Origin of the sequence: Burkholderia sp. BCC0097, assembly GCF_902832985.1 — a bacterium.
GTDB lineage: Bacteria > Pseudomonadota > Gammaproteobacteria > Burkholderiales > Burkholderiaceae > Burkholderia > Burkholderia orbicola.
Window position 1 is genome coordinate 467278 of sequence record NZ_CADFDM010000001.1, and the last position, 23465, is coordinate 490742.

The following is a 23465-nucleotide window of genomic DNA, read 5'->3' on the forward strand; positions in this document are numbered from 1 at the left end:
CGCGCGGGTGCCCCTCGCCGCGCGCTGAAGCGCTCCCGCCATTCGAGGCGACGTACGTTAGGCACCTTCCTCCAATTACCGACTCCCTCCTTGACTACGGACGAGCCTCGTCCACAATGACAGTTGTCAATGTAACGATTGCGCGCGGCCGATGGCGCCTATGCGCAGTCAACAAAACGGAGGAGACACGTATGAACGACGCGACAATGCAGGCGGGCACGGCGGTGCGATCCGCTGGTTACAGGGCCTTGATCAGCGTGCTGCTCGCCGGATTGGGACTGTTCAGTTTCGGCGACCATTTCTATCACGTGCGCAATGGCCTGTTGAGCTACAACGTCGGCCCATACGTTGACGGTCAATCCGTACTCGTCTGGCTGGTCTTCATCGCCGGTGCCGCGCTGATCCTGGCCGTCACGTCTCTCTTCACGAAGAATGCGACGCCTTCGTCGTTGTCGGAGCTGGTGTTGCCGTTCGTGCTCGTTCACGCGGCATACTTTTCCTCCGGGGTGTGGGGCGTTTCCCATCCAACCGAACTGACGCTGGCGCTTGTCGCATTGTGGGTCGTACGTATCGCGTTGACGTCCGAATACCGTGCGCAAATCGTCGTCCTGTCCCTGCTGCTTGCCGTATCCGGTCCTCTTTGCGAGGGACTGCTGTCGATGTGGGGTTTCTTCGACTATGCGCCCGCGCTCAAGCAGTTCTTCGGCGTTCCTTACTGGTTGGCTTGCGTGTACCTGAACGGTGGCCCGCTTGCCGTCACGATCGCCCGATGGGTCCGCGCCGGCCTGCCCCAAGCGACCCCCGCGAACTTGTCACACGGAACCACGGCGTAGAGACATCAGTACAACGAATCGCCCGTCGCAAAGGGGCGATTCGTGTGAAACCAGCGCGGGAAGCACGCCGACCGAAACGGCTGGCCGCGACAGTGGAGTGTGCAACGCGGAGCAGCGTGTTGCGACGCGCGCGGGATTACAGCGCGCGCGTGATCGCCTGCTCCAGCAGCGACAGGCCGAGGTCGATCTCGTCGTCGCTGACGGTCAGCGGCGGCGCGATCCGGAACACGCCGCCCATGCCGGGCAACTGCACGATGTTCATGCTGAGCCCGAGCTTCATGCACTCGCGCGTGATCTTCGCGCCGAGCCCGTCCGCCGGCTCCTTGGTGCGGCGATCCTTGACGATCTCGACGCCGAGCAGCAGCCCGCGCCCGCGCACGTCGCCGATGCAGTCGAAGCGCTCCATCAGGTCGAGCAGGCCGCGCCGCAGCCGGTCGCCCATCGTGTTGGCGCGCGCGACGAGGCCGTCGCGCTGCACGACGTCGAGCACACGCAGGCCGACCGCCGCCGGCAGCGGGTCGGATACGTGTGTCGTGTAGAACAGGTAGCCGAGCTCGTGCGCGCGCTCCTCGATGGCCGCGGACGTGACCATCGCCGCGAGCGGCAGCCCGGCGCCGAGCGTCTTCGACAGCGTCAGGATGTCGGGCGTCACGCCGTCGCGCTGGCACGCGAACATCGTGCCGGTGCGGCCGACGCCCGTCTGCGCCTCGTCGAGGATCAGCAGCATGCCGCGTTCCTCGCACTTGCGCTTGAGCGCGGCCATATAGCCTTGCGGCAGCTCGATGATCCCGCCCGAGCTGAGGATCGGCTCCGCGATGAACGCGGCGAGATTGCCGCTCGACTGGCGGTCGATCAGGTCGAACGCGTAGTCGAGTTCGGCCAGCGGGTCATACGCGCCGTTGCGCTCGAAGCGCGGCCGGTACGCGAACGGGGCCGGAATCGCGAACGAGCCGACCGCCGCGGGGCCGACGCCCTTGCGGCCGGCGCTGTACGTGGCCGACGCGGCGGCGCCCGTCATCCCGTGCCACGACTGCGCGAAGCCGACGATCTCGTACTTGCCGGTGACGAGCTTCGCCATCCGGATCGCCGCCTCGTTCGATTCCGCGCCGGTGCTGAGCAGCAGCGCGCGGTCGAGGCCGGCGGGCGTGAGGTCGGCCAGGCGCGTCGCGAGATCGACGACCGGCCGTGACAGCATCCCGCTGAACAGGTGGTCGAGCTTGCCCGCGTATTCGCCGATCACGGACACGATTTCCGGATGGCTGTGGCCGAGCACCGCGCTCATCTGGCCCGACGTGAAATCGAGGATCGCGCGGCCGTCGGCGTCGTAGACGAAGCTGCCTTTCGCGCGCTCCACGATCATCGGCTCGAACGTGCCGCCGTAGCGGACCAGGTGCTGCCTGGCGTTGCGCCAGAAGGTTGCGTCGTCGTTCAGGGACATCGGGCGGCTCCGGGCAAAAGGGCAGGGATCGCTTGCAGTCTAGGCGCGCGTCTGGTGTGATGGAATCGAATAGTTCTAATGCAAGCTAGAAAAGGGGCTAATACCTTGGCGCTTTCGCTCGAAATCGACCTGCTGCGCTCGTTCATCGTGATCGCCGAGGTACGCGCGCTGAGCCGCGCGGCCGCGCGCGTCGGCCGCACGCAATCCGCGCTCAGCCAGCAGATGAAGCGGCTCGAGGAAGTGGTCGACCAGCCGCTGTTCCAGCGCACCGGCCGCGGCGTGGTGCTGACGCAGCCGGGCGAGCGGCTGCTCGTGCATGCGCAGCGCATCCTGCGGCTGCACGACGAGGCGATGGCCGACCTGTGCGGCACGGGGCTGTCGGGGACGATCCGGTTCGGGTGCCCGGACGATTACGCGCAAGTGTGGCTGCCGTCGCTGCTGCGGCAGTTTTCGAGCCAGCATCCGCAGGCGATCGTCGAAGTCGTCTGCGGGCCGACGCCGCGGCTCGTCGAACAGCTGGAGAAGCGCGCGGTCGATCTGGCGATGATTTCCGTGCCGGACGACGGCGCGACCGACGACGTCATTCGTCGCGAGCCACTGGTCTGGATCGGCTATCCGGGGCTCGCACCCGCGCATTTCGATCCGCTGCCGCTCGCGCTGTCCGATCGCGACACGCTCGATCACCTCGCGGCGTGCGACGCGTTGAACCGCGCCGGCCGCGACTACCGCGTCGCGTATGCGAGCAGCAGCCTCGCCGGGCTGATCGCGCTGGTGCGTTCGGGCCAGGCGTTCGCGGTGATGACGCAGACGGCCGTGCCGGCCGACCTCGCGATAGTCAACGGCGATCCGCGCTTGCCGCCGTTGCCGGCGGTGGGCATTACGCTGAGGTTCGACCGAAAGCGGCCGTCGCACTTGACGGCCGTATTCGCCGACCATATCCGGCAAACGCTGCCGTTGCTTTGACGGTCGACGCGAATCAGTCGACCATCGACGAAGGCGACACCTGCGTGCGCCCAGGCGTCTCCGCCGCCGCGTCGAGCACGCGGATCGCTGTCCGCATGCCCGCCAGCTTCAGTTCGGTTTCCTGATATTCGTCGAGCGGCTCGGACTCGGCGACGATGCCGCAGCCCGCGAACACCGCCGAGCTTGCGATTGTCGTCCGCGCCGCATCACGCGCGGCTCAAGCGCGACTCAAGCGCGACTCAAGCGCCGCGCGGCCAGCAATGCGATGACGAGCAGCACCGCGATGTACGCGGCGACGCTCGTCCACGCGCCGCGTTGCCAGAACGCCCCACCGACCGAGCCGAGCACGCTCGACCCGACGTAGTAGGCGAGCAGATACAGCGAAGCCGCATGCCCCTTCGCGGCGCCCGCGAGCGCGCCGACCCAGCCGCTCGCGACCGAGTGGGCGACGAAGAAGCCAATCGTCACGAGCACGATGCCGACGACGATCGCGACGAGCGAGTGCGACAGCGTCAGCGCGAGGCCCGCCGCGAACACGACGATGCCGCTGACCAGCACCGGCGCCCGCCCGAGGCGATCGGCGAGCGCGCCGGCGCTCGATGACGACACCATCCCGAACAGGTACGCGCCGAAGATCAGCCCGCACGCGGTCGGGCTCAGGTTGAACGGCGCCGCCATGAGCCGGAACCCGGCGTAGTTGTAGATCGTCACGAACGCGCCCATCACGAGGAAGCCGATCGCGAACACGAACGGCAGGCGCGCGTGGCGCAGTTGCGCGTGCCACAGCCGCAGGTGGTGACGCAGCGTCAGGTCGGTGCGCTTCACGAAGCGTCGCGAGGCCGGCAGCAGCATCGCGAACGCGATCGCCGCGAGCAGATCGACGACGCCGATCGACAGCATCGCCGTGCGCCACGAGAAGTGCTCCTCGAGCGCGCTCATCCCGATCCGTCCGATCATGCCGCCGAACGCGGTCCCGCCGACATAGAGCCCCATCGAGAAGCCGAGCCCGTCGGCGGCGATTTCTTCCGCGAGATAGGCCATCGCCACCGCCGGCACACCGCCCAGCGCGAAGCCTTCGAGCGCACGCCAGACCAGCAGCAGGTGCCAGCTCGGCGACCACGCGGCGAGCAGGTTGAACAGCGCGGCCAGCGTCATCGACGCGAACATCAGCCCGCGCCGCCCGACCCGTTCGGACAGCGCGCCGGCGCACAGGATCGATACCGCGAGCATCCCGGTCGACAACGACAGCGAGAGCGAACTCGATGCCGCGCCGACGTTGAACTCGTGTGCAAACGCGGGCAGCAGCGGCTGCACGCAGTACAGCAGCGAGAAAGTGGAAAAGCCGGCGAGGAACAGCGCGAACGCGATGCGCTTGTACGCGGCCGAGCGCGGGGACACGCCGGCCGGCAGTGCATCGGGTGCGGCGTTCTGCGTGCCGGGCAGGGAGCGGGAAATCGAAGCGGGGGACATGAAAGCACTCGATGTGCGACGGAATACACGAATTCTTGCGCACGGTCATGTATATGTCCAATATATGAAATGAACCGAAGCCATATGTTTTAACACTGGCCGACAGGCCAATCCGACTCACCGCGAGGTCACGTCAAGCATGGAACTCCGGCATCTGCGCTACTTTCTGGCGGTCGCGGCCGCGTCGAATTTCACGAAGGCCGCCGAAACGCTCGGCATCGGCCAGCCGCCGTTGAGCCAGCAGATCAAGGCGCTCGAGAACGAGCTCGGCGTGGAACTGTTCAAGCGGACCGCGCGCGGCGCCGAGCTCACGCTGGCGGGCGAGGTGTTCGCGGAAGAGGCGCGACGCGTGCTCGACGATGCCGAGCGCGCGGCACGGGCGGCCAGGCGCGCGGCGCGCGGGGAAACGGGCCATTTGCGGGTCGGCTTCACCGGCACGGCCGCGTTCAATCCGAAGGTGTCGGATCTGATTCGCCGCTTTCGGGAGGCGTTTCCGGAGGCCGAGCTGACGTTGCAGGAAGCGACGTCGGGCGTGCTGCTGGAAGCGCTGGAGGCCGGGCGCCTCGACGTCGCGATCGTGCGGCCCGAGCGCCGCATCGCCGCGACACTGCGGGTAGCCGACTGGGACGAGGAGCCGATGTTCGTCGCGCTGCCCGTCGCGCACCGGCTGGCGCAGCGCCGGCGTATCGAACTGGCCGAACTCGCCGACGAATCGTTCGTGCAGGTGCCGCGCGCGGCCGGCGCCGCGCTGTTCGACGACATCGTCGCCGCGTGCAAGGCGGCCGGGTTCGAGCCGCGCATGGGGCAACCGGCGCCGCAGATCGCGTCCGCGGTGACGCTGGTGGCCGCTGGCCTCGGCGTGTCGGTCGTGCCGAAGGCGATTACGCAGGTGCAGGTGCCTGGGGTCGTGTACCGGCCGTTCGCGGGTAACCGGTTTCGCGCGAGGCTGGCCATTGCGTCGCGCTGCGACGAGCCGTCCGCGGTGGTGCGGAATTTTCTGTTGTTGGCGTAGCTGAAAACAAAAAACCCGCGAAGCCATCTGCTGTCGCGGGTTTCGGAAATGCGTGAATGCGAGGAAAACGCATCTGGTGCCGACGGCGAGACTCGAACTCGCACAGCTTTCGCCACTACCCCCTCAAGATAGCGTGTCTACCAATTTCACCACGTCGGCACTGCAAGGGGCGCAATTCTAACGTCACATTTCGCGTTTGTGAAGGGGGGATGACAAGCTCGTGTACGGGCACTTCGTCGATCCCGGTAGAATTCGTCCGATCGACCCGTCGATCACCGCAACCGCCACCCGTTTTCTCCCCGTGACCCACACCCTCGAACAACTGCAGGCCGGCCAACTGTCGGGCGCGCGGCAACTCAAGCTCGCGTGCGGATTGACCGAATTTCCGCGCGAGATCTTCGATCTGGCCGACACGCTCGAAGTGCTCGACCTGACCGGCAATGCGCTGTCCGCGCTGCCCGACGACCTGCCGCGGCTGCATCGCCTGCGTATCCTGTTCGCGTCGGGCAACCGCTTCACCGCCTTCCCCGACGTGCTCGGCGCGTGCGAACGGCTCGACATGATCGGCTTCAAGGCGAACCGGATCCGCACCGTGCCGCGTGGCGCGCTGCCGCGTGCGCTGCGCTGGCTGATCCTGACCGACAACGCAATCGACGAACTGCCGGCCGACATCGGCGACTGTGGGCGGTTGCAGAAGCTGATGCTTGCCGGCAACCGGCTGCGGGCGCTGCCCGCGGAAATGGCCGCCTGCCGCGCATTGGAACTGGTGCGCCTGTCGGCGAACCGGCTGGACGCGTTGCCCGACTGGCTGCCGCGCCTGCCGCGTCTTGCGTGGCTCGCCGTGGCCGGCAATCCGTTCGGCGCGGAGCCGGAGGCCGCGGCGTCCGCCGGGCCGGACGTCGCGGAGATCGACTGGGCCGCGCTGTCATGCGAACAGAAACTGGGCGAGGGCGCGTCGGGTGTCATTTACCGTGCGCAGTGGCGCGCGGACGGCCATCCGCCGCGCACGGTCGCGGTCAAGCTGTTCAAGGGTGCGGTGACGAGCGACGGCCTGCCCGATTGCGAAATGGCCGCGTGCCTGCACGCCGGCGGTCATCCGAACCTGATCCCGGTGATCGGCAAGCTGCGCGGGCATCCGGACGGCACGCACGGCCTGGTGATGGCATTGGTCGATCCCGCGCTGACGAACCTCGCCGGGCCGCCGAGCTTCGCGTCCTGCACGCGCGACGTCTATGCCGCCGATGCGAGATTCGAGCCGGCGCAAGCGCTGCGGATCGCGCACGGCATCGCGTCGGTCGCCGGCCATCTGCACGCGCGCGGCATCATGCATGGCGACCTGTATGCGCACAACATCCTGCACGACGGCGCAGGCGGCGCACTGCTCGGGGATTTCGGCGCGGCGTCGCTGTACGACCCGGACGAGCGCACGCGTGGCGCAAGATTCGAACGGCTCGAAGTGCGCGCGTTCGGCTATCTGCTCGGCGAATTGCTCGAGCGCTGCGAACCGCACGCCGGCGCGCTCGATGCGTTGGCGGCGGCGTGCGTGAACGAGGACGTCGATGCACGGCCGTCGTTCGACGAGATCACGGCCGCGCTGGCCGCGAGCATGCGCTGACCGGACGGGGCCGGCTCATGCCTGCCGCGCGGTCAGCAGCTTGATGCCGAGCCCGACGAACAGCAGCCCGCTCGCACGCTTGAGCGCGCGCACCGCGCGGCTCATGCCGAAGCCGTGATGCAGGCGGCGCACTCCGGCCGAATAGACGCTGTGAACGACCACGACCGTGCAGGCGATCGTCGCGTACATCACGACGAACTGCAGCGCGAGCGGACGGTCGTGCACGATGAACTGCGGCATGAACGCGGACAGGAAGATCATCGTCTTCGGATTGCTGCCCGACACGAACAGCGCTTCGCGAAACAGCTTCCGTCGATCGGGCACGGCGATCTCCGCGGCGCTACTCGATGCGGCGGCCTTGCGCTCGCCGCGTAACTGCCGCACACCCAGAAAGATCAGATACGCGGCGCCGATCACCTTCATCGCGACGAACAGCGGCGGCATCGCGGCCAGCACCGCGCCCACGCCGAGCGCGACCAGCAGCACGACCACGCCCTGCGCGACGAGGTTGCCGGCGATCGTCACGGCGGTGCCGTGCGCGCCGTAGCGCACCGTGTTGCGGATCACGAGCAGCACGTTGGGCCCCGGCGACAGCGTCGTGGCGAGATAGGCTGCGGCAAACAGCATCCAGGTCTGAATGGACATGCGGCGCTCCGGAAGGCGGTTCCAGCGGTCGGGACGACGCGATGATGCCACGCCAATAAGGGCGCGGGCCGCCGCCGGAACCGTGCCGGCGCGTCAGCGTGCGTCGCGCATGCAGTACGCGGGAATCGACGGCGGCGTATCGATGGCGGCAGGCCGCGTCATCCACGCGATCCAGGCGGCCCATAGCCCGCAGACGATCAGTACCGCGACATTCAGCGGCGTCCGGTAGCGAACGATCAGGTCGGCCAGCGGCAGGCGGTTTTTCATGTGCGTCTCCTTCGGTCGTGAGGCAGGCCGCATTACTGGCCAGCGTAGGTCGGCGCCTTCGCGTCGCAGGTCACGGACACGGTCGAGCCGTCCGCGAAGTGCAGCCGGAACGGCACCTTCGCGCCGGGCACGACGGCCTGGCGCGGCTCCTCCAGCATCACGTGATAGCTCTTCGGTTTGAACGTCACCGAGCCGTGCGCCGGCACGACGACCGAGTCGACGTGCACCATCTTCGCGGTGCTGCCGCTCGTCTGCGTTTCATGCACCATCGCCATCCCGTAGGCGGGTGTGTCGATACCGGTCAGCGTCGCGGGCGCGTCGCCGTGGTTCTTCAGCGTGAAGTAGCCGGACGACGGTACCGTCGCCGGCATCGTGCGGATCCAGCACGCGTCGGCCTGGACGGTCGACGCGGCGAAGGTGGCGGTGGCGTGCAGCGCCAGCGCCACGAGCAGGCCGGTCGGAATCGAGCGTTTCATCATGTGTTCTCCTGATTGGGTGCGATGCCGCGGGCATCGATGCGAATGCGCTCGGCACGAAGCGCCGATGCGCATCGCGTGCGTGTCATGCGTTACTTCAGCGTGAATGCGTAGCGGCCGTGCGTGCGATGGCCGTCGCTGGCCACCGCGATCCACGCGACCGTGTAGGTGCCGGGCTTCAGGCTCGCCAGTGCGACGTGCATCCGCTTCCGGTTGCCGGCGTCGACGGCCGACTTCCCGTCGACGACCGATTGCCCTTGGCTGTCGGTCACGGCGATCGAGCTGAACGCGGGCTCGAGCGCCTCGCCGAAATCGATCGTGACCGTGTGCGGCGCGTTCGATAGCGTGGCGTCGGGGGCCGGGTCCTGCGTTTTCGGAAGCGCATGTGCATGGGCGGCGTGGATGACGACGAAGCCGAGTGCGGCGAATGCGCCGCGAACGAAAGCAGCGGTTTTCATGGCTGGATAAGTGAGTGACGAATCGGATAAAAAAACGGATTCGACGGACGGCCGCGCGAGCGGCATCGATGTCGGTGGCGCCCGGCGCGGACGTGCGAGGGCGGGCATTCGCACGCGGGCGAATGCCGGCGCGGCTATCCGAACCGGAGACGGCCAACCACGCGCGCGGCACGACGCCGTGCGCGGCAGGTGAGACATGATCGTCCTTCGAAACGTGATACGTCGCGCACGCGGGCGGCGTGCGCGGGCGACGTGATGCACGACGGCATCACGCGCGATGACGACGGATCAGGACGTGAATGGCGGGGCGCGCGGTTGCGCGGCCGTGAGCGGCTGCGCGCGGCGCAGGCTTTCGAAGCGGGTGGCCGCGCGATGCTCGATGGCGTGCACGCGGGCCGCGAACGTCAGTTCGGGGGCGGGCAGCGCGGGGGTATGGGCAAGCAGGCTGCAGTAGCCGCATGCCTGCAGATGGGCCTGCAGGCTTTTCGTCGACGCGTCGGCTGAACGGTCGCCGGCGGCCGGCGCGGCCGAACAGTAGCCGGCCAGCAGCGCGTCGACGCGGCCCTGCGTGGTCAGCGCCTGCGAGATCGTCGGCGCGAGCGCCGCCATCAGGATGGCGAGCATCCCGATCAGACTGCCGATCTTCCGGAGGCGACGACTCAGCATGCGATGCGCGGCGGCGGGTGGACGACGATGCGGCCGATTATGCCACGCACGTCGGTTCGCCGGCCGGCACCGATGTGCGGCATCGCGGCGCGCTACGCGGGCTGCGCCAGGTACTTCGCGATCAGCGTCATCTGCGCGGCCCAGCCCTGATCGTTCATGTCGCGCGCCGTCGCGCGACGCGCTTCGATCAACTGGTCGAAACCCGTTTCGGTGACCGTGAGCAGCGTGCCGCCGGCCTGCGGCGCGAGCGTGAAGGTGACGAGCGTCATCGGCTCGGACGCGTAATCGAATTCCGGATCGATCGCGAACGGATGCCAGCGAAACGAGAACAGTTGCTTGGGTTCGATACGGTCGACGACGATTTCGAACACAGTGCCCGCATAGGGCTCCTGCGCCTTGGCGACATCGTCGTCGACGCGGGTGGGGGTGATGCGGCCGAACAGAGACTGGCCGGCCTCGAACGGGCCGTCGAACGACACGCCGAACCACTGGCCGAATTCGCCGGAATTGCTCACGGCTGCCCAGACGCGGTCGGGCGATGCGGCGAGCAGCGTCTGTTTTTCGATGCGATCGGTTGGCTGGACCATCACGTTCTCCATGCAGGATCGAGCGTTGCAGGACGACGCGCGGTCGCGCGCCGCGTCTAGTCGAGCATGACCGCGTCGGGCACGTCGAGCACGAGGTCCGACGTCGCGACGGCCACGCACGGCAGCGTATAGCCGTCGGCTTTTTCCTCGCGGGAGAGCCCCGGCCATTCGATCGTGTAGCGTACGCTGCCGCTGACGATCCGGCAAAGACAGCTTCGGCACGTGCCGTTGCGGCACGAGCGCGGCAGCGACACGCGCGCGAACGCGGCGGCCTCGAGCAGGGTGAGCGAATCAGGCGCGTCGAAGCTCGCGCCGAGCGGCTCGATGCGCACGAGGGGCGGGTGATCTGGATCGGTCATGACTGAAGCGGGCGGCGGTTCGGCGGCAACGCGCCAAGCATACCCGAACCCGCCGGCGGCCCACGGCCGCCAGCCGTGGGGGTCAGTGCCGCCGCAGATACCGGTACACGGTATTGCGGGCGAGGCCGAGCTCGCGCGCGGCCGCCGATACGTTGCCGCCATGCCGCGCGAGCACCGCGTCGATCATCGCGGCCTGATGGCTTTGCAGCGTCGTGCCTTCGCGCCGGCCGGCCGGCGTGGCTGCTTCCGGGGCAGCCGGTACATCGTCGCAGTCGAGCCAGAAATCGTCGGGCAAATGCGCGAGCGTGATTTCGGCTTCGTCTTCGGCGAGCATGCCGGCCGTGCGCAGCACGTTGGTCATTTGCCGCAGGTTGCCGGGCCAGCGGTGGCGCGCGAACGCATCGAGCACGTCGGCCGCGAGGCGGCGCGGCATCGGCTCGCTGCGCGCGAGCCGCGCAAGGATGCGCTCGACGAGCGCCGGCAGGTCGGTGCGGGCGGCAAGCGCCGGCAGCGTGACCGCGAGCCCGTTGATCCGGTAGAACAGATCCTCGCGGAACGTGCCCTCCGCGATCATCGCGCGCAGGTCGCGGTGGGTCGCGCACACCACCCTCACGTCGACCGGCACCGCGCGTGCGCCGCCGAGCGGCATCACCGCGCGCTCCTGCAGCACGCGCATCAGCCGCACCTGCTGCGCGAGCGGCATGTCGCCGATTTCGTCGAGAAACAGCGTGCCGCCGTCGGCCTGCGCGATCTTGCCGGGGCTGCCGCGCTTGCGCGCGCCGGTGAACGCACCGTCTTCATAGCCGAACAGTTCGGCCTCGATCAGCGAATCGGGCAGCGCCGCGCAGTTGACCGCGACGAACGGGCCGTCCGCGCGCGGGGACGCCTGGTGCAGCGCGCGGGCGAGCCATTCCTTGCCGGTGCCGGTCTGGCCGAGGATCAGCAGCGGCAGGTCGCGCCCGCGGATCTTCGCGACGCGTTCGAGCACGGCGGCCATGCGCGCGTCGCCGGTGTCGAGCGTCGCGAACGTGATCGCGTCGGGGTCCGGCGCACGCACGCGCGCAGCCGGCGCGGGCGGCGTGACGGCGACGGTCGTTTTCTGTGCTTCCGGGAATTCGCAGCGCGCGAGCACGCGTACGCCGGTCGACAGCGTGAGGCGGAACGTGGCGCCCGGCGCGCGCGCGGCCTGCTGCGCGAGCTGGCCGAAGCGCATGCCGAACAACGCGTCGCTCGCCTGATGCTGCAGTGCATCGAACGATGCGCCGAGCTGGAATTGGGCGCTGCGGTTCGCGGCGATCAGCCCGCCGTCGGGGCCGAACGCGACGAGGCCGGCGAACAGCGAATCGACGCAATCCTCGTGGGCGTGAAAGCGCAGCCGCAGCGCTTCGCCGCACTGATTCGCGAACAGGTGGTTCTCGATCAGTTGCGCCGACATCCGCACGAGCGCGAGCGTATGCGGGCTGGAGCCGCGCGGATCGCCGCTCACGTCGAGCGTGCCGAGCGTGCGGCCGAACGGATCGACGATCGGCGCGCACGCGCAGGTGAGGATGTGGTTCGCGCGCAGGAAGTGTTCGGCACCGTGCACGACCACGGCCTGGCCCGACGCGAGCGCGGTACCGATCGCGTTGGTGCCGCGTGCACCTTCAGCCCACGACACGCCGTTGCACAGCGCGACACGGTTGGCTTTCTCGATGAAGTCCGCGTCGCCGATGCTGTGCAGGATCACGCCGTCGGCGTCCGTCAGCAGCACGAGGCTTTGCGTCTCGGCGATCTGCGCGTGCAGGTCCTCCATCACCGGGCGGGCGTGCGAGAACAGCGTGTGGTTCGTGTCGAGCAGTTCGCGCAGCGCGACGCGCGACAGCGGCGAGAAATCGGGGCGTTCGTGCGCGCGCAGGCCGACCGCGGTCGAACGTGCATGCGCCTGCGCGAGCAGGTCGGTGCGACCCGTGGTGGCGGGCAGCACGAAGGGTTGCGGCATGGTTTGTCTCCTGTTCCCGGGGCCGTCGGGCGACCGGATCGGAATCGGCGGCGGAGTGCGTCTCCGCTCGCGGCGCACCATTCGGCGCGACAGCCGTCCGTCCGGGCACGCATCATCATACAAGCGTCACGTGCGATGCGCGACTGCCGACAAAATCCCCTTGCTTTCAGGCGCCCGCCTGCAATGATGGAAATGGAACACGCACGCGCCGTGTTCCGCGGTGCAACATGCATGCGACGCGACATGCATCCGTTCGGGAGACGCATCATGGTTCGGGCGGAACTGAGAGTCGTGCTGGCGGCCATCGCCACGTTCATCATGCTGGGCGGCATTGCCGTGGCGATCCACGGATTGCTGTTCGATCTGACCGATGCGGTGAGATACGGGGCGGCCGCGATCGCGGTGGGCGTCACGACCGCCGCGATCGCGCTCAACGTCTGGCCGACCGATCCGCACTGACGTCCGTTGGCGAAACGGTGCCGGATGCCGCGCAGATCAGACGAAATGCGCGTCGGAACGACGCACACCGAAATTTTTGTGTCCCGCGCGAAACCGTCTAAAGTGGAATTCAACCGGCATGCATCGACCGCGCCACACTCCGCGGCCGGCGCCTCCGCCGGCGAGCCCGCGTACATTCGTCCGGCCGGTAGCGGACGACGGACGCGGTCATTCGTTTTCTACCGGTCGAGGCGGCTCCATGCAGATCCATTTCACGAACGAGAAGCCGGAGTATTCGGGGCGTGACCTGATGCTGGCGTTCACGGCACTGGTCAATGGCGAGCGCGTCCAATGTCAGATCACCGCCGAGGCGCTGGAAGACCACTTCGGCGCGGCATCGCCGCGCTTCGAGGACATGGTCGGCGCATTCGACCAGCACCGCGAGCGCATCGAGGCGGCCGCACGGCGCCTGCTGTCGGAAACGCGCGCGCAATGCGTGACGCTGCGCAGCGGTTACGTGCGCTTCTACGAGGCCAACTGGCGCTGACGACACGACGCTCGTCCGGCGGCGCGCGCAAGCGAGCGGCGCACGCGCGGACGTGGCCTTCATGCAATGCCGTTCGGCGGAGTCGGGCGGCATTTTCGTATGCGGGCGGTACCGGATTGATGCTGCAACGGGGCGGCTGCTAGTGTGCCGGCACGAATCGGCGTCTCGATTTGTCAGGATCGCAGAGAAAATCATTCGAATTCCAACACAATAAAAGAGGGCACCGCACGTGGAGCATCGCTCGGGATGGGGGAGGGCGCGCCGTCTGCTGGCAGGCGCATGGTTGCTCGCGGCCGGCATGTCGATGGCCGACGGGGCCGTTGGATCGGACGACGACGCGATCGGTCGGCGCGCACCCGGTGAGGTCGACATCGTCGCGGGCGACGTCACGACGGGTGGCATCGTCGTGGCGCCGGGGCGCGTCGCGACGCCGTGTCATCGGCTCGCCGGCCGACCGGCATTCGACATTGCATCGGCCGATGGCCGCCGTCTTCCCGCGCGACTCGTCGCGGGCAACCAGGATCGGGACATCTGCATCGTCGAAGCGACGGGTCTCGACGTCGCCGCCGTGCCGTTGACGGCGCGAAGTCCGGAAGCGGCCACGACCGCCTATCTGGCGGGCGCGCGATTCGACCGCCGTGATCCCGTTGCGCTGCGCGTGTGCTGCCATGCATGGGCCGCGGACGGCGGCGTGCATTCCGGCCTGCTCGCGTCGCCGAATCCGGCGCCGCCGCACCTGCCCGAACCGGGCGCCGGCGTCTACGACGAGCAAGACAATCTGATCGGCATGGTGGGCGTCCGAGCGGACAATGCCGAGTCGCTCTACATGGTCCTGCCAGTCGAGTGGATGGCGACCGTGGCAGCGAAGATGCCGGCCGTCGACCTGCCGCTCGAAGCGACCGCCTGGATGAGCCAGGCGCGCGCGTACGCGGTGGCAAACGACGTCGACGGGCTGATTCGCCATGACCTTGCATGGACGGCCGCGCGACCGCAAAGCGCGTGGGCGTGGAACAACCTCGGCAATGCCTATCGCACGAGCCGGCTGCCCGATCGCGGCGCGCTCAGCCTGGCCGCCTATCGACGTTCGGTCGAAAACGATCCGTCATACGCATTTGGCTGGTCTTCGCTCGGCAACACCTATGCCGAGCTGGGACAGATGGATCGCGCACTCGACGCGTTTCATGCCGGCATGCGTGCCGATCCGTCGGACACGATGCTGCGGATGAATCTCGGCATCGCGTATTTGCGGCGCGGCGACAAGGCCGGTGCGCGACCGTGGTTCGAACGAGGGGTACATGAACTGTCCGGTTCGCGCCAGGCCGATGCGTGGAGTCTGCTGGCCTCGACGCAGCCGGATGCCCAGGCCACCATCGGCGTGCTGCACGACGGGTTGAAGGCCTTTCCCGACGATGCACGGCTTTGGTACGCACTCGGCCGTGCGCAATACGATCTCGGCCACCTGGCGGACGCGATCGCCAGTTACCAGCACGCGCTGAAGGCGCAGAAGGGCGGCGATCCCGCGGCAACCGCGCTCATCCAGGGCGCGCTGACCCAGGCGTATGCGCTGCAAGGCCAGTCCGGCAACGCGTCCAGCGCGATGCACAGTGCGGTTGAAGCGGCGCCGGACAATGCCGAATACTGGTTGCGGCTCGGCGCGCTGTACATGACACAGTCGAACTATGTCGATGCGTTGAGCGCGCTCGACCGGTCCCTCAAGCTGAACGACAGCGACGCGAGGGCATGGCGGATGCACGGCGTGACGCTGGCGCAACTGGGCCAGCATGTGCATGCCGTCGCATCGTTCCGGCGCGCGGTTGCGCTGGACGAATCGCTGGCGGCGGGGTGGGTGGTGCTCGCGGGCGAACTGAACGAGATTGGTCAGCCCGACGAAGCGTCGGCCGCAGCTGCGCATGCATTGAAGCTCGATCCGTCGAACCGGTTGGCGCGGGAGGCGATGGGCATCGCGGCGATTCGCGGCAAGCGGCCCGATGCGGCAGTCGGGATCTTCGAGGAAATGAACCGCACCTATCCCGATGACGCGCAAATCATGGCCAACCTGGCGGTCGCTTATCGCCGCACCGGGCGGGTCGATGACGCGGTGCAGTTGTATCGCCGCGTCAAGACGCTCGATTCGACGCTGGCCCAGCGGCTGTACGATGCGGAGCTCAAGGGCGTCGCAACGCCTTGATCCACGCGGACAAGGCGACACGGCATGCACAGTGAAAACGCCACCCGAAGGTGGCGTTTTCACTGTGCGTTGCGCCGACGTGCGCCCGTTACTCGCTGCCGAGATAGAAGAAGCGGAACAGGAACACGGCCGCGATGATCCACACGATCGGCTTGACCGTGCGGGCCTGGCCGGTCAGCAGCTTGAGGCCGCCGTACGCGATGAAGCCGAATGCGACGCCGTTCGCGATCGAGTACGTGAACGGCATCAACAGCGCGGTCAGCGCGGCCGGCACGGCTTCCGTCGCATCGTCCCACGGTACTTCGACCATCTCGCGCAGCATCAGGCACGACACGTACAGCAGCGCGGGCGCCGTGGCGTACGCTGGCACGACGCCGGCGAGCGGCGCGATGAACAGGCACGCGAGGAACAGCACCGCGACGGTGATGGCCGTCACGCCGGTGCGGCCGCCGGCCTGCACGCCCGACGCGCTTTCGATATACGCGGTGGTCGACGACGTGCCGAGCACCGAGCCCGCGACGATCGCCGTGCTGTCGGCGAGCAGCGCCTTGTTCAGGCGGTTCATCTTGCCTTCGACGAGCAGGCCCGCGCGGTTCGCGACGCCCATCAGCGTGCCCGTTGCGTCGAACAGTTCGACGAGGAAGAACACGAGGATCACGTTGATGATGCCGGTCGACAGCGCGGCGCCGATGTCGAGCTTGAACAGCGTCGCATCGATCGACGGCGGCGCGGAGAACACGCCGTGGAATTGGTTGCCGGCGAAGAAGAACGACAGGATCGTCACGCCGATGATACCGATCAGGATCGCGCCGCGCACGCGCAGGTGGTCGAGCGTGACGATCGTGAAGAAGCCGACGATCGCGAGGATCGTCTCGTGCTTGTGCAGGTCGCCGAGCGTGACGAGCGTGGCCGGGTTGCCGACGATCACGCCCGACGTCTTCAGCGAGATGATGCCGAGGAACAGGCCGATGCCGGCGGTAATGGAAATCCGCAGCGATTTCGGAATGCCGTTGACGATCGCCTCGCGCACGCGGAACAGCGTGACGAGCAGGAACAGGCAGCCGGAGATGAACACCGCGCCGAGCGCCGCCTGCCACGTGAAGCCCATTCCCTTGACGACCGTGTACGCGAAATACGCGTTCAGGCCCATGCCGGGCGCGCAGGCGATCGGGTAGTTCGCGTACAGCCCCATGATGATCGACGCCAGCGCCGCGACGAGGCAGGTCGCGACGAACACGGATTCCTTCGGCATGCCGGCGTCGCCGAGGATCGCGGGGTTGACGAAGATGATGTAGGCCATCGTCAGGAACGTGGTGACGCCCGCGAGTATTTCGGTGCGGAAATCGGTGCCGGCTTCAGCGAAGCCGAAATACCGCTTGATGGATTCCATGAAGGCGTTTCTCCGGTCGGGTTGTCGTGTTGATTGTTGTGCCGAATTGTTGTACAGGCAGCGCGGCCGGCTAACTGTAACCAGCCACTATTGTCCGGCTATCGGCGGATTGTAATAGCGCGGATAGCTCGGACGATATAGTTGGAGGGCACGATCGGTTGTCTGCGCACGAACGGTCTGGCGGCCCGCCCATGCGGCGAAGGCGCGCATTTTACCGGTTCGCGCGGCACGGGCCGGCAGAAATGGCTGAAACGGCGGGAGCGGGGGAAGCGGCGCGGGGAGGCGCACGAGACGTGCCGATGCGTGCGCAACGGCACGCCGGCTGCGTCGCGCGCGGGCGGTGCACGATGACATGCGACTGAAACGGAGCGCCCGCATGCTGCACGAACGCGGTGCAGGTGGCGGGTGCGCATGTCCGCACGCGTGCTGCCGGCGCGGATACACGGCGCGGCAGCGGCGTGCAGCGGCCATTCGTCAGTCCAGGCGGTCGCAGGGATCGGGCTATCGTGCGCCGAAGCCGTCCCGTCCGCAACCGTCATTTCGCGATGCGGGCGCGACTGTGGTTTCTGTGTAAAAGATTGCAAGACCCCATCGCGTAAACCGGCAAGTCTTTCTAGGATAGATACACCGCGCATGCACACGCCGGCGGTCATTGCCGACGTGGGGGAGTCGCAGTCCGTGCAGGCCAGGCGGTGAATGGCGGTCAAGGTCGTTGCGCGTTTGGGCAGGCACGGCCGGTTGCGATTGCCCGATGCGGGTTCGTCCGTAATCACGGAGGTCAGCATGTTGAACTGGATCAGCCGTTGGGCGATGCGACACGCCCCCACGCCGGAAAAAACCGCTGCGTCGATGCTCGTGACGGCGCGCATGGAACTGTTCGCAGCCGAACAGCGCGTCATCGATGCGAAATTACAGGCGGATTACTGGCGCACACGTGTGTCATTCCTCGAAGAGGTGCAGAAGCAGGGCATCGATCCGTGGGTGACCTCGCAGGCCGCGCAACGTCCCGACCTCGATTCCACTCCACGAAGCACGGGCCCGCGTCTCGCCGCCAGCACCTGATGTACCTGTTGCATCTTCTCGCTGCGCACGGCACGCACCGGCGTGCCGCGTCCTTCGATGCGCAGCCGCGACGCGTTGCGCCGCGGGTGCGTTCGTTTCCGGTCGCGGCCGTTGCGCGTGTCGTGTACTTGACGCACGCGCAACGGTGCGCCGCTCATCCGCTCCTTCTCCCTATCCCGACGAGCAAACGTTGCACTTGCGCGAGCATGCGCCTGACGCGTTCGCCGCGCCGCACGTACGCGGTCGTGATCGTCGCTTCGACCGGCCGGTCGGCATCGGTGCCGAGCCAGATGCGCTCGCCGCGCGCGATGCGCAGCACGTCGCCGGGTTGCACCCAGTAATCGTCGACATTCGGCGGTCGCGTGATCCACAGCGCCGCGCCGTGCGCGCGGATCTCCGCGTCCTGCGGCGCGCGCCAGGTCATCGTCGTGCGCGGCGCGACCGCGAAACGGATCACGACGGTCGGTAATGCGATCGTGCCGGCGGGGCGCCGATCACGGCGTTCGAACAGCGGGCTTGCCTGGTCCATCGTCTGCTCCATTCAGTGAGCCGGACGGATGACGCGCACCAGAACAAAAAGGCCTCATCCGTTTCCGGCGAGGCCTTGTGTGACATGCGGTACTGCTCGATTGCTAACGCACAAGCGCCTCCCGTGATCCATTCTTTCGAATGTTCACCGGGCAATGAATCGCGATGGCGACGAGCTTGAACGTAGGCATGCGAACGAGTGTGTCGTCGCGGCGCAGCGCTGTCAACGGAAATTTGGAGATACGTGGCGGTTACGCGTCGCGTTGCGCGAGGCCGTTCACGAGGAGTTCGGACAGCAGGCCCGTCATCCCTTCCGGGTGCGTGGCCGCGCGTGCCTTCAGCTGTTCGACGAGCTCGGCGTTGAGCTTGCATGCGAACGGCACGAGGCCCTGTTCCTGGTCGAGCTTGCGCTGCGCGCGGCGGTCCAGCTTGGCCGCTTCGTCGGCGCCCTTGCCGAAACGCGCGGAGCTCGACTGTTTCATCGCGTGCGTCAGCTTGAGCGCCTTGTTCTTTTCGAGATCGGTTTTCTTCATGGCCATCGCGGCACCTCCGGGAAATTGAAGCCGCGATTGTACGCATTTCGGCGGGCGCCGCCCGCCGAGCCGGCCGGAAGCCCGGTCACGCGCCTTTCGCCGCGCCCCAGTTGCCGCCGTGCGCGGCCGCCTGCGCGGCCGGCGAGCGGGCGAGGTAGGCGAGCGCCTGCTCGGTCGAGCCTTCGTGGTGCGGCGTATAGCCCGGCTTGAAATAGCGCAGCGCCGCGCCGATCACCTTCCAGAACGACGGCAGGTGCCCGCGCCGCGAACCCTGCCGCCACGCGAGCACGAAGCCCGGGTAGCGGCCGGCGTCCGGGTCGCGCCGGTACATGAACTTCGCACCGGTCGTGATGTAGTAGAGCAGCAGCAGGATCACGAACGCCATGTGCACGCAGCGTTCCGGATAGGTGCCGCCCATATGACGGTAGATGTCGAACGCGACGGTGCGGTGCTCGACTTCCTCGGCGCCGTGCCAGCGCAGCAGGTCGACCATCGTCGGGTCGGCGCGGCCTTCGTCGAGCCCGTGCGCGTTGAGCACCCAGTTGCCGAGATAGCCGAAGAAATGCTCGAGCGACGCGATCACGGCCAGCTGCTGCCGCAGCCAGAAGCGCGTATGGCCGATCTTCAGCCCGAGCGGGGCTTCGCCCAGCACGCGCGTGAACAGGCGGTTGAGCTTCTGCGTGAACGGCTTCGTGTCGATGCCGTGGCGGTCGTAGTAGTGCTTCAGCACGCCGCCGTGCGAGCGCGAATGCACGGCTTCCTGCCGCAGGAAGCCTTCGGCTTCGTCGCGCAGGCGTGCATCGGTGATCAGCGGCAGCGCCTTGTTGTACACGCGGCAGAACCACAGCTCGCCTTCCGGAAACAGCAGGTTCAGCGTGTTGATGATGTGCGTGCTGCCCGGATCGTTCGGCACCCAGGTGACCGGCGTGTCGCTGAAGTCGAACTTCACGTGCCGGGCCTTGATCTTGTGATAGTCGGCGGTATCGGTCATGTTGTCTCCCTGTGCGGCGTCGTGCGCCGTCAATGCGATGCCATGCTGACGCGGGCGATCATCCGGCCCAGCCACGGCATGAAGCGGCCGACGAAGCGCAGCGCGTGCGCTTCGCCGCCGACCGCGACGACGGAGCGGTTGCGCAGCACGCCGTCGACCATCGCCTGCGCGACGGTTTCCGGTTTCAGGCCGCGCATCTGGTAGAGCTTCGTCGCGCGCTTGCGCAGCCGCGCTTCGTCCTGGGCGTTGGCGCCCGCGTAGTGTGTCGATGCCATGATCCCGGTTTCCGCGAAACCGGGGCATACGGCCGTCACGCCGATGCCTTGCTCCGCGAGTTCCGCGCGCATGCATTCGCTGAGCATCAGCACGGCGGCCTTCGTCGTCGCATACGCGGGCAGGTCGCGCGACGGCCCGAACGCGGCGGCCGACGCGGTATTGACGATGTGCCCGCCGGTGCCGCGCGCGGCCATCTGCTGGGCGAACAGCCGCGAGCCGTGGATCACGCCCCACAGGTTCACGTGCAGGATGCGCTCCCAGTGCCGCGTGCTCGTGTCGAGGATGCCGCCGGCCATGCCTATGCCCGCGTTGTTGATCACGACGTCCGCGCCGCCGAGTTCGCTGCCGACCCACGCCGCGAGCGCTTCCATCTCGTCGGCGGACCCGACGTCGACGCGTTTCGCATGGGCCTGCTCGCCGGTCAGCCCGATCAGCAGCGCGGTGCGTTCGGCGCTCGCGAGATCGATGTCGCAGGCGACGACCGTTGCGCCTTCGTGTGCGAAGGCCAGCGCCGCGCAGCGGCCGATCCCGCTGCCCGCGCCGGTGACGACCGCGACCTTGCCGCTGAAGCGCCCGCTGGTGGCGCGACGGCGCGCGTTCGCGAGCGCGGGCGGTTCGTCGCCGGATTCGACCGCGTCGATCAATTGCCCGGCGAGCGCCGCGAAGCGTGCGGGATCGGCGAGCGGCAGCCAGTGGCCGGCCGCGACTTCGCGCCGGTAGTACTGCGGCACCCAGCGCGACAGGTTCTCGGACAGCGCGGGACTCACGTATTTGTCGCCGAGCGGCACGATCGTCTGCACCGGCGCATGCGCGTAGCGCTCACGCGGCGCGAACAGGCAGCGGATGAAGTTCGCGCGATAGAGGCGCACGCCGCGCGCGCCGTCGTCGGCCTGCGTCGGGCGCGGCGCGGCGGGCGTCTTCTCGAGCCGGCGCAGCAGGCCCGGCCATGCGCGGCCGAGCCACAGCCGCCAGCCGAGCTCCGGGATGAACGGCACGTGGAACAGATAGACGTACCACGAGCGCACGAGCTGGCCGCCGAGCTTCGCGAGCGAGGCGGGCGTCGGGTGCAGCACGCGTTCGCGCAGCCAGAAGCCGACGTGGTCGAGGCACGGCCCCGAGCATGACGTGTACGACGCGATGCGGCCGGCCAGGCGCGGATCGGTGACGAATTCCCAGCCCTGGATCGAGCCCCAGTCGTGCGCGACCAGATGCACGGCGCGGCCGGGACAGAGCGCGTCGATCACCGCGACGAAGTCGTCGGTCAGCTTCGCGAGGTGATAGTCGGCCGTGCGTTTCGGCACGCCGGACAGGCCCGCGCCGCGTACGTCGTACGCGATCACGTAGTGCTTGCGCGCGAGCAGCGGCGCGACGTGCTGCCAGACGCTGCTGTCGTCGGGATAGCCGTGTACCAGCACGACCGGCGAGCGGGCCGGGTCGCCCCACGTCCGGACCGCGAGCGTCAGGTCGCCGGAGGCGACCGCCGTTTCGCTGTGAACCGATTCGAACAGGGCCAGCGGCGCTTCGTCGGAAAGAGGCTGCATCGTGAGTCCGTCGTTCAGGGAGTCGGGAGGTGGGTGGTTCGTCAGGCGGCGGCCCGGGCGGTCGAAACCGCCTGCCCGCGCTCGGCCTGGCGGCGCTGCCAGCGGCGCACGTGCGGCAGATCCTCGTCGAGCCAGTACGCGTCGTCGTCGGTGATCACGAGCAGCTCCTCGAATTTCGCGCCGACGCCGGCGAAGCCGAGATGCGGCTCGACGGCCCACAGGCCCGGCACTGGCGCATGCTCGGAGCGGCGGTCGATCGACCACAGCGGCGACCAGCCTTGCCGTTTCGCCGCGCGGCCCTGGTCGAGCAGCAGGTTGCGCGTCGCGTTCAGCCCGAAGCGGGCGACGAAGCGCGGCTTCGACAGCTTGTGGATCTTCGCGACGCGATGCGCGAGCACCTTGAACGGATAGGCCTTGTGGCGCGGCTCGACGCCCTGGCGGCGGCACAGCGCGTCGACTTCCTGCGCGACTTCCGCCATCGGCCGGCGCGCCTTCACGAGCCGCACGATCATGTCGCGATGGTCCATCAGGTCGTCCTGCAACTGCTCGAGGATCGGGTTGCGGCCCAGGCAGTGCGCGTAGCCGACGTCGGCGACGATGCCGTCGAGCACCGGCGCGACATCCAGGATCACCGGCATGTCGGTTTCGAGTTGCCGGTTGCTCGGGAAGAACGCGAGATTGAAGCCGCCCATGTGCTTGAGGCCCGAGAAGCCCTCGAACGCGGTGCGATCGCCGAACCACGCGAACGGCTTGTGCAGCCAGTCGTGCACGCCGTTGTCCTGCAGCCATTCGGTCAGCAGGCGCGCGGCCTCCTTCTCGGTGATGCCGGGGTAGAGCATCGCGCCGACGGTTTCGACGCAGCGGTAGGCCAGTTGCTGCACCGCACGGAATTGCGGCAGCTCGTCGAGGTGGACTTCCGGTAGCGGATGGGGGGCGGTCATGATGCGTCTCCATGTGTCGGCCCGCGTTTGCGTCTCGACGTAGGGCGGGTCCTGGGCAAGGCTTGGGGTGCTGATCTGGATGCATCCGCCGGCGTCCATCGCCACACGGGTTATTCAGTCAGCATTTAATGTGTCATTGATTAATGTAATGATCATAGCCGGTTCACGGTCGCGCGCCAGCCCTTGGAGATGAGGACTTCTCCTAATGAAGGGCCGAAATGGAGGGGAAGCTCTAGATTTCAGGCGCTTGGGGCTGGATGGGC

24 protein-coding genes, 1 tRNA gene and 1 pseudogene are annotated in these 23465 nt (G+C 67.8%); 8 read left to right on the top strand and 18 right to left on the bottom strand.

Annotated features, from left to right (window positions below; translation table 11 throughout):
• The first annotated feature begins 191 nt into the window (after positions 1 to 191).
• Entirely contained in the window at positions 192 to 833 is a 642-nt protein-coding gene (locus HWX07_RS02010) for a DUF2878 domain-containing protein (RefSeq protein WP_175874984.1), read from the top strand.
• Between the two features lie 136 nt (positions 834 to 969).
• Here HWX07_RS02010 and HWX07_RS02015 read toward each other — a convergent pair whose 3' ends face one another.
• Positions 970 to 2271 (bottom strand): aspartate aminotransferase family protein, encoded by a 1302-nt coding sequence (locus HWX07_RS02015; RefSeq protein WP_175874985.1) that lies wholly within the window; start codon positions 2269 to 2271, stop codon positions 970 to 972.
• Positions 2272 to 2349: 78 nt separating this feature from the next.
• On the opposite strand from HWX07_RS02015, the gene HWX07_RS02020 reads away from it, so the two are divergent.
• Positions 2350 to 3234: a LysR family transcriptional regulator gene (locus HWX07_RS02020; RefSeq protein ID WP_175874986.1), complete on the top strand. Its 885-nt coding sequence runs from the start codon at positions 2350 to 2352 to the stop codon at positions 3232 to 3234.
• Positions 3235 to 3247: 13 nt separating this feature from the next.
• Here the strand turns inward: HWX07_RS02020 and HWX07_RS02025 are convergent.
• Positions 3248 to 3409 (bottom strand): annotated as a pseudogene (locus HWX07_RS02025) (salicylate biosynthesis isochorismate synthase); the annotation flags it as partial.
• 53 nt (positions 3410 to 3462) lie between these two features.
• Positions 3463 to 4704, bottom strand: coding sequence for an MFS transporter (locus HWX07_RS02030; RefSeq protein ID WP_175874987.1), 1242 nt, complete (start codon positions 4702 to 4704; stop codon positions 3463 to 3465).
• Positions 4705 to 4843: 139 nt separating this feature from the next.
• Here HWX07_RS02030 and HWX07_RS02035 point away from each other — a divergent pair, with 139 nt between their 5' ends.
• Positions 4844 to 5716 carry a LysR family transcriptional regulator gene (locus tag HWX07_RS02035; protein ID WP_175874988.1) on the top strand — a complete coding sequence of 291 codons (873 nt, stop codon included), beginning with the start codon at positions 4844 to 4846 and terminating at the stop codon, positions 5714 to 5716.
• Between the two features lie 74 nt (positions 5717 to 5790).
• Here HWX07_RS02035 and HWX07_RS02040 read toward each other — a convergent pair.
• Positions 5791 to 5875 (bottom strand) — tRNA-Leu (locus HWX07_RS02040).
• A 142-nt stretch (positions 5876 to 6017) separates the two neighbouring features.
• Between HWX07_RS02040 and HWX07_RS02045 the strand changes: the two genes are divergently transcribed.
• Positions 6018 to 7331: a leucine-rich repeat-containing protein kinase family protein gene (locus tag HWX07_RS02045; protein ID WP_175874989.1), complete on the top strand. Its 1314-nt coding sequence runs from the start codon at positions 6018 to 6020 to the stop codon at positions 7329 to 7331.
• A 15-nt stretch (positions 7332 to 7346) separates the two neighbouring features.
• Here the strand turns inward: HWX07_RS02045 and HWX07_RS02050 are convergent, their stop codons facing one another.
• The 8 genes from HWX07_RS02050 to HWX07_RS02085 all read right to left on the bottom strand — a co-directional run bounded on the left by HWX07_RS02050 (position 7347) and on the right by HWX07_RS02085 (position 12767).
• Positions 7347 to 7976, bottom strand: coding sequence for a LysE family translocator (locus HWX07_RS02050; protein ID WP_175874990.1), 630 nt, complete (start codon positions 7974 to 7976; stop codon positions 7347 to 7349).
• A gap of 93 nt (positions 7977 to 8069) precedes the next feature.
• On the bottom strand, positions 8070 to 8243 hold the full coding sequence (locus tag HWX07_RS02055; RefSeq protein ID WP_011547185.1) for a hypothetical protein: 174 nt from the start codon (positions 8241 to 8243) through the stop codon (positions 8070 to 8072).
• Positions 8244 to 8275: 32 nt separating this feature from the next.
• Positions 8276 to 8719 (bottom strand): copper chaperone PCu(A)C, encoded by a 444-nt coding sequence (locus HWX07_RS02060; protein ID WP_175875462.1) that lies wholly within the window; start codon positions 8717 to 8719, stop codon positions 8276 to 8278.
• Positions 8720 to 8811: 92 nt separating this feature from the next.
• Positions 8812 to 9177 (bottom strand): copper resistance protein CopC, encoded by a 366-nt coding sequence (locus tag HWX07_RS02065; RefSeq protein ID WP_175874991.1) that lies wholly within the window; start codon positions 9175 to 9177, stop codon positions 8812 to 8814.
• A 288-nt stretch (positions 9178 to 9465) separates the two neighbouring features.
• The gene (locus tag HWX07_RS02070) at positions 9466 to 9843 is read right to left on the bottom strand and encodes a DUF2946 domain-containing protein (protein WP_175874992.1); all 378 of its coding nucleotides are present in this window, start codon (positions 9841 to 9843) and stop codon (positions 9466 to 9468) included.
• Positions 9844 to 9935: 92 nt separating this feature from the next.
• Complete coding sequence (locus tag HWX07_RS02075; RefSeq protein WP_011547189.1) at positions 9936 to 10430, bottom strand: SRPBCC family protein; 495 nt, start codon at positions 10428 to 10430, stop codon at positions 9936 to 9938.
• A 56-nt stretch (positions 10431 to 10486) separates the two neighbouring features.
• A complete protein-coding gene (locus HWX07_RS02080) occupies positions 10487 to 10789 on the bottom strand; it encodes a 2Fe-2S iron-sulfur cluster-binding protein (protein ID WP_175874993.1) in 303 nt (100 codons plus the stop codon).
• An 82-nt stretch (positions 10790 to 10871) separates the two neighbouring features.
• On the bottom strand, positions 10872 to 12767 hold the full coding sequence (locus HWX07_RS02085) for a sigma-54-dependent Fis family transcriptional regulator (RefSeq protein ID WP_175874994.1): 1896 nt from the start codon (positions 12765 to 12767) through the stop codon (positions 10872 to 10874).
• A 267-nt stretch (positions 12768 to 13034) separates the two neighbouring features.
• Here HWX07_RS02085 and HWX07_RS02090 point away from each other — a divergent pair, with 267 nt between their 5' ends.
• The 3 genes from HWX07_RS02090 to HWX07_RS02100 all read left to right on the top strand — a co-directional run bounded on the left by HWX07_RS02090 (position 13035) and on the right by HWX07_RS02100 (position 15940).
• Positions 13035 to 13226, top strand: a complete 192-nt coding sequence (locus HWX07_RS02090; protein WP_011547191.1) for a DUF2964 family protein — start codon at positions 13035 to 13037, stop codon at positions 13224 to 13226.
• A gap of 238 nt (positions 13227 to 13464) precedes the next feature.
• Complete coding sequence (locus tag HWX07_RS02095; protein WP_006480750.1) at positions 13465 to 13752, top strand: DUF1488 domain-containing protein; 288 nt, start codon at positions 13465 to 13467, stop codon at positions 13750 to 13752.
• Between the two features lie 229 nt (positions 13753 to 13981).
• Complete coding sequence (locus tag HWX07_RS02100) at positions 13982 to 15940, top strand: tetratricopeptide repeat protein (protein ID WP_175874995.1); 1959 nt, start codon at positions 13982 to 13984, stop codon at positions 15938 to 15940.
• 88 nt (positions 15941 to 16028) lie between these two features.
• On the opposite strand, the gene HWX07_RS02105 is transcribed toward HWX07_RS02100, so the two are convergent.
• Positions 16029 to 17330: an NCS2 family permease gene (locus HWX07_RS02105; protein ID WP_174385246.1), complete on the bottom strand. Its 1302-nt coding sequence runs from the start codon at positions 17328 to 17330 to the stop codon at positions 16029 to 16031.
• Between the two features lie 783 nt (positions 17331 to 18113).
• On the opposite strand from HWX07_RS02105, the gene HWX07_RS02110 reads away from it, so the two are divergent.
• A complete protein-coding gene (locus HWX07_RS02110) occupies positions 18114 to 18392 on the top strand; it encodes a hypothetical protein (protein ID WP_006480752.1) in 279 nt (92 codons plus the stop codon).
• 154 nt (positions 18393 to 18546) lie between these two features.
• Here the strand turns inward: HWX07_RS02110 and HWX07_RS02115 are convergent, their stop codons facing one another.
• The 5 genes from HWX07_RS02115 to HWX07_RS02135 form a co-directional block, all read right to left on the bottom strand.
• Positions 18547 to 18921 carry a DUF2917 domain-containing protein gene (locus tag HWX07_RS02115; protein ID WP_175874996.1) on the bottom strand — a complete coding sequence of 125 codons (375 nt, stop codon included), beginning with the start codon at positions 18919 to 18921 and terminating at the stop codon, positions 18547 to 18549.
• A 250-nt stretch (positions 18922 to 19171) separates the two neighbouring features.
• A complete protein-coding gene (locus HWX07_RS02120) occupies positions 19172 to 19459 on the bottom strand; it encodes a hypothetical protein (protein WP_006480754.1) in 288 nt (95 codons plus the stop codon).
• 79 nt (positions 19460 to 19538) lie between these two features.
• Positions 19539 to 20444, bottom strand: a complete 906-nt coding sequence (locus tag HWX07_RS02125; RefSeq protein ID WP_175874997.1) for a metal-dependent hydrolase — start codon at positions 20442 to 20444, stop codon at positions 19539 to 19541.
• Between the two features lie 29 nt (positions 20445 to 20473).
• The gene (locus tag HWX07_RS02130) at positions 20474 to 22261 is read right to left on the bottom strand and encodes an SDR family oxidoreductase (protein WP_175874998.1); all 1788 of its coding nucleotides are present in this window, start codon (positions 22259 to 22261) and stop codon (positions 20474 to 20476) included.
• Between the two features lie 41 nt (positions 22262 to 22302).
• A complete protein-coding gene (locus tag HWX07_RS02135; RefSeq protein WP_175874999.1) occupies positions 22303 to 23202 on the bottom strand; it encodes a M24 family metallopeptidase in 900 nt (299 codons plus the stop codon).
• Positions 23203 to 23465 lie beyond the last annotated feature (263 nt).

What these genes read in the sequence shown, in the direction of transcription:
- HWX07_RS02010 (WP_175874984.1), top strand. Translation starts at nt 192, where the DNA reads ATGAACGACGCGACAATGCAGGCGGGCACGGCGGTGCGATCCGCTGGT.
- HWX07_RS02015 (WP_175874985.1), bottom strand. Translation starts at nt 2,271, where the DNA reads ATGTCCCTGAACGACGACGCAACCTTCTGGCGCAACGCCAGGCAGCAC.
- HWX07_RS02020 (WP_175874986.1), top strand. Translation starts at nt 2,350, where the DNA reads ATGCAAGCTAGAAAAGGGGCTAATACCTTGGCGCTTTCGCTCGAAATC.
- HWX07_RS02030 (WP_175874987.1), bottom strand. Translation starts at nt 4,704, where the DNA reads ATGTCCCCCGCTTCGATTTCCCGCTCCCTGCCCGGCACGCAGAACGCC.
- HWX07_RS02035 (WP_175874988.1), top strand. Translation starts at nt 4,844, where the DNA reads ATGGAACTCCGGCATCTGCGCTACTTTCTGGCGGTCGCGGCCGCGTCG.
- HWX07_RS02050 (WP_175874990.1), bottom strand. Translation starts at nt 7,976, where the DNA reads ATGTCCATTCAGACCTGGATGCTGTTTGCCGCAGCCTATCTCGCCACG.
- HWX07_RS02055 (WP_011547185.1), bottom strand. Translation starts at nt 8,243, where the DNA reads ATGAAAAACCGCCTGCCGCTGGCCGACCTGATCGTTCGCTACCGGACG.
- HWX07_RS02060 (WP_175875462.1), bottom strand. Translation starts at nt 8,719, where the DNA reads ATGAAACGCTCGATTCCGACCGGCCTGCTCGTGGCGCTGGCGCTGCAC.
- HWX07_RS02065 (WP_175874991.1), bottom strand. Translation starts at nt 9,177, where the DNA reads ATGAAAACCGCTGCTTTCGTTCGCGGCGCATTCGCCGCACTCGGCTTC.
- HWX07_RS02070 (WP_175874992.1), bottom strand. Translation starts at nt 9,843, where the DNA reads ATGCTGAGTCGTCGCCTCCGGAAGATCGGCAGTCTGATCGGGATGCTC.
- HWX07_RS02075 (WP_011547189.1), bottom strand. Translation starts at nt 10,430, where the DNA reads ATGGTCCAGCCAACCGATCGCATCGAAAAACAGACGCTGCTCGCCGCA.
- HWX07_RS02080 (WP_175874993.1), bottom strand. Translation starts at nt 10,789, where the DNA reads ATGACCGATCCAGATCACCCGCCCCTCGTGCGCATCGAGCCGCTCGGC.
- HWX07_RS02085 (WP_175874994.1), bottom strand. Translation starts at nt 12,767, where the DNA reads ATGCCGCAACCCTTCGTGCTGCCCGCCACCACGGGTCGCACCGACCTG.
- HWX07_RS02090 (WP_011547191.1), top strand. Translation starts at nt 13,035, where the DNA reads ATGGTTCGGGCGGAACTGAGAGTCGTGCTGGCGGCCATCGCCACGTTC.
- HWX07_RS02095 (WP_006480750.1), top strand. Translation starts at nt 13,465, where the DNA reads ATGCAGATCCATTTCACGAACGAGAAGCCGGAGTATTCGGGGCGTGAC.
- HWX07_RS02105 (WP_174385246.1), bottom strand. Translation starts at nt 17,330, where the DNA reads ATGGAATCCATCAAGCGGTATTTCGGCTTCGCTGAAGCCGGCACCGAT.
- HWX07_RS02110 (WP_006480752.1), top strand. Translation starts at nt 18,114, where the DNA reads ATGTTGAACTGGATCAGCCGTTGGGCGATGCGACACGCCCCCACGCCG.
- HWX07_RS02115 (WP_175874996.1), bottom strand. Translation starts at nt 18,921, where the DNA reads ATGGACCAGGCAAGCCCGCTGTTCGAACGCCGTGATCGGCGCCCCGCC.
- HWX07_RS02120 (WP_006480754.1), bottom strand. Translation starts at nt 19,459, where the DNA reads ATGGCCATGAAGAAAACCGATCTCGAAAAGAACAAGGCGCTCAAGCTG.
- HWX07_RS02125 (WP_175874997.1), bottom strand. Translation starts at nt 20,444, where the DNA reads ATGACCGATACCGCCGACTATCACAAGATCAAGGCCCGGCACGTGAAG.
- HWX07_RS02130 (WP_175874998.1), bottom strand. Translation starts at nt 22,261, where the DNA reads ATGCAGCCTCTTTCCGACGAAGCGCCGCTGGCCCTGTTCGAATCGGTT.
- HWX07_RS02135 (WP_175874999.1), bottom strand. Translation starts at nt 23,202, where the DNA reads ATGACCGCCCCCCATCCGCTACCGGAAGTCCACCTCGACGAGCTGCCG.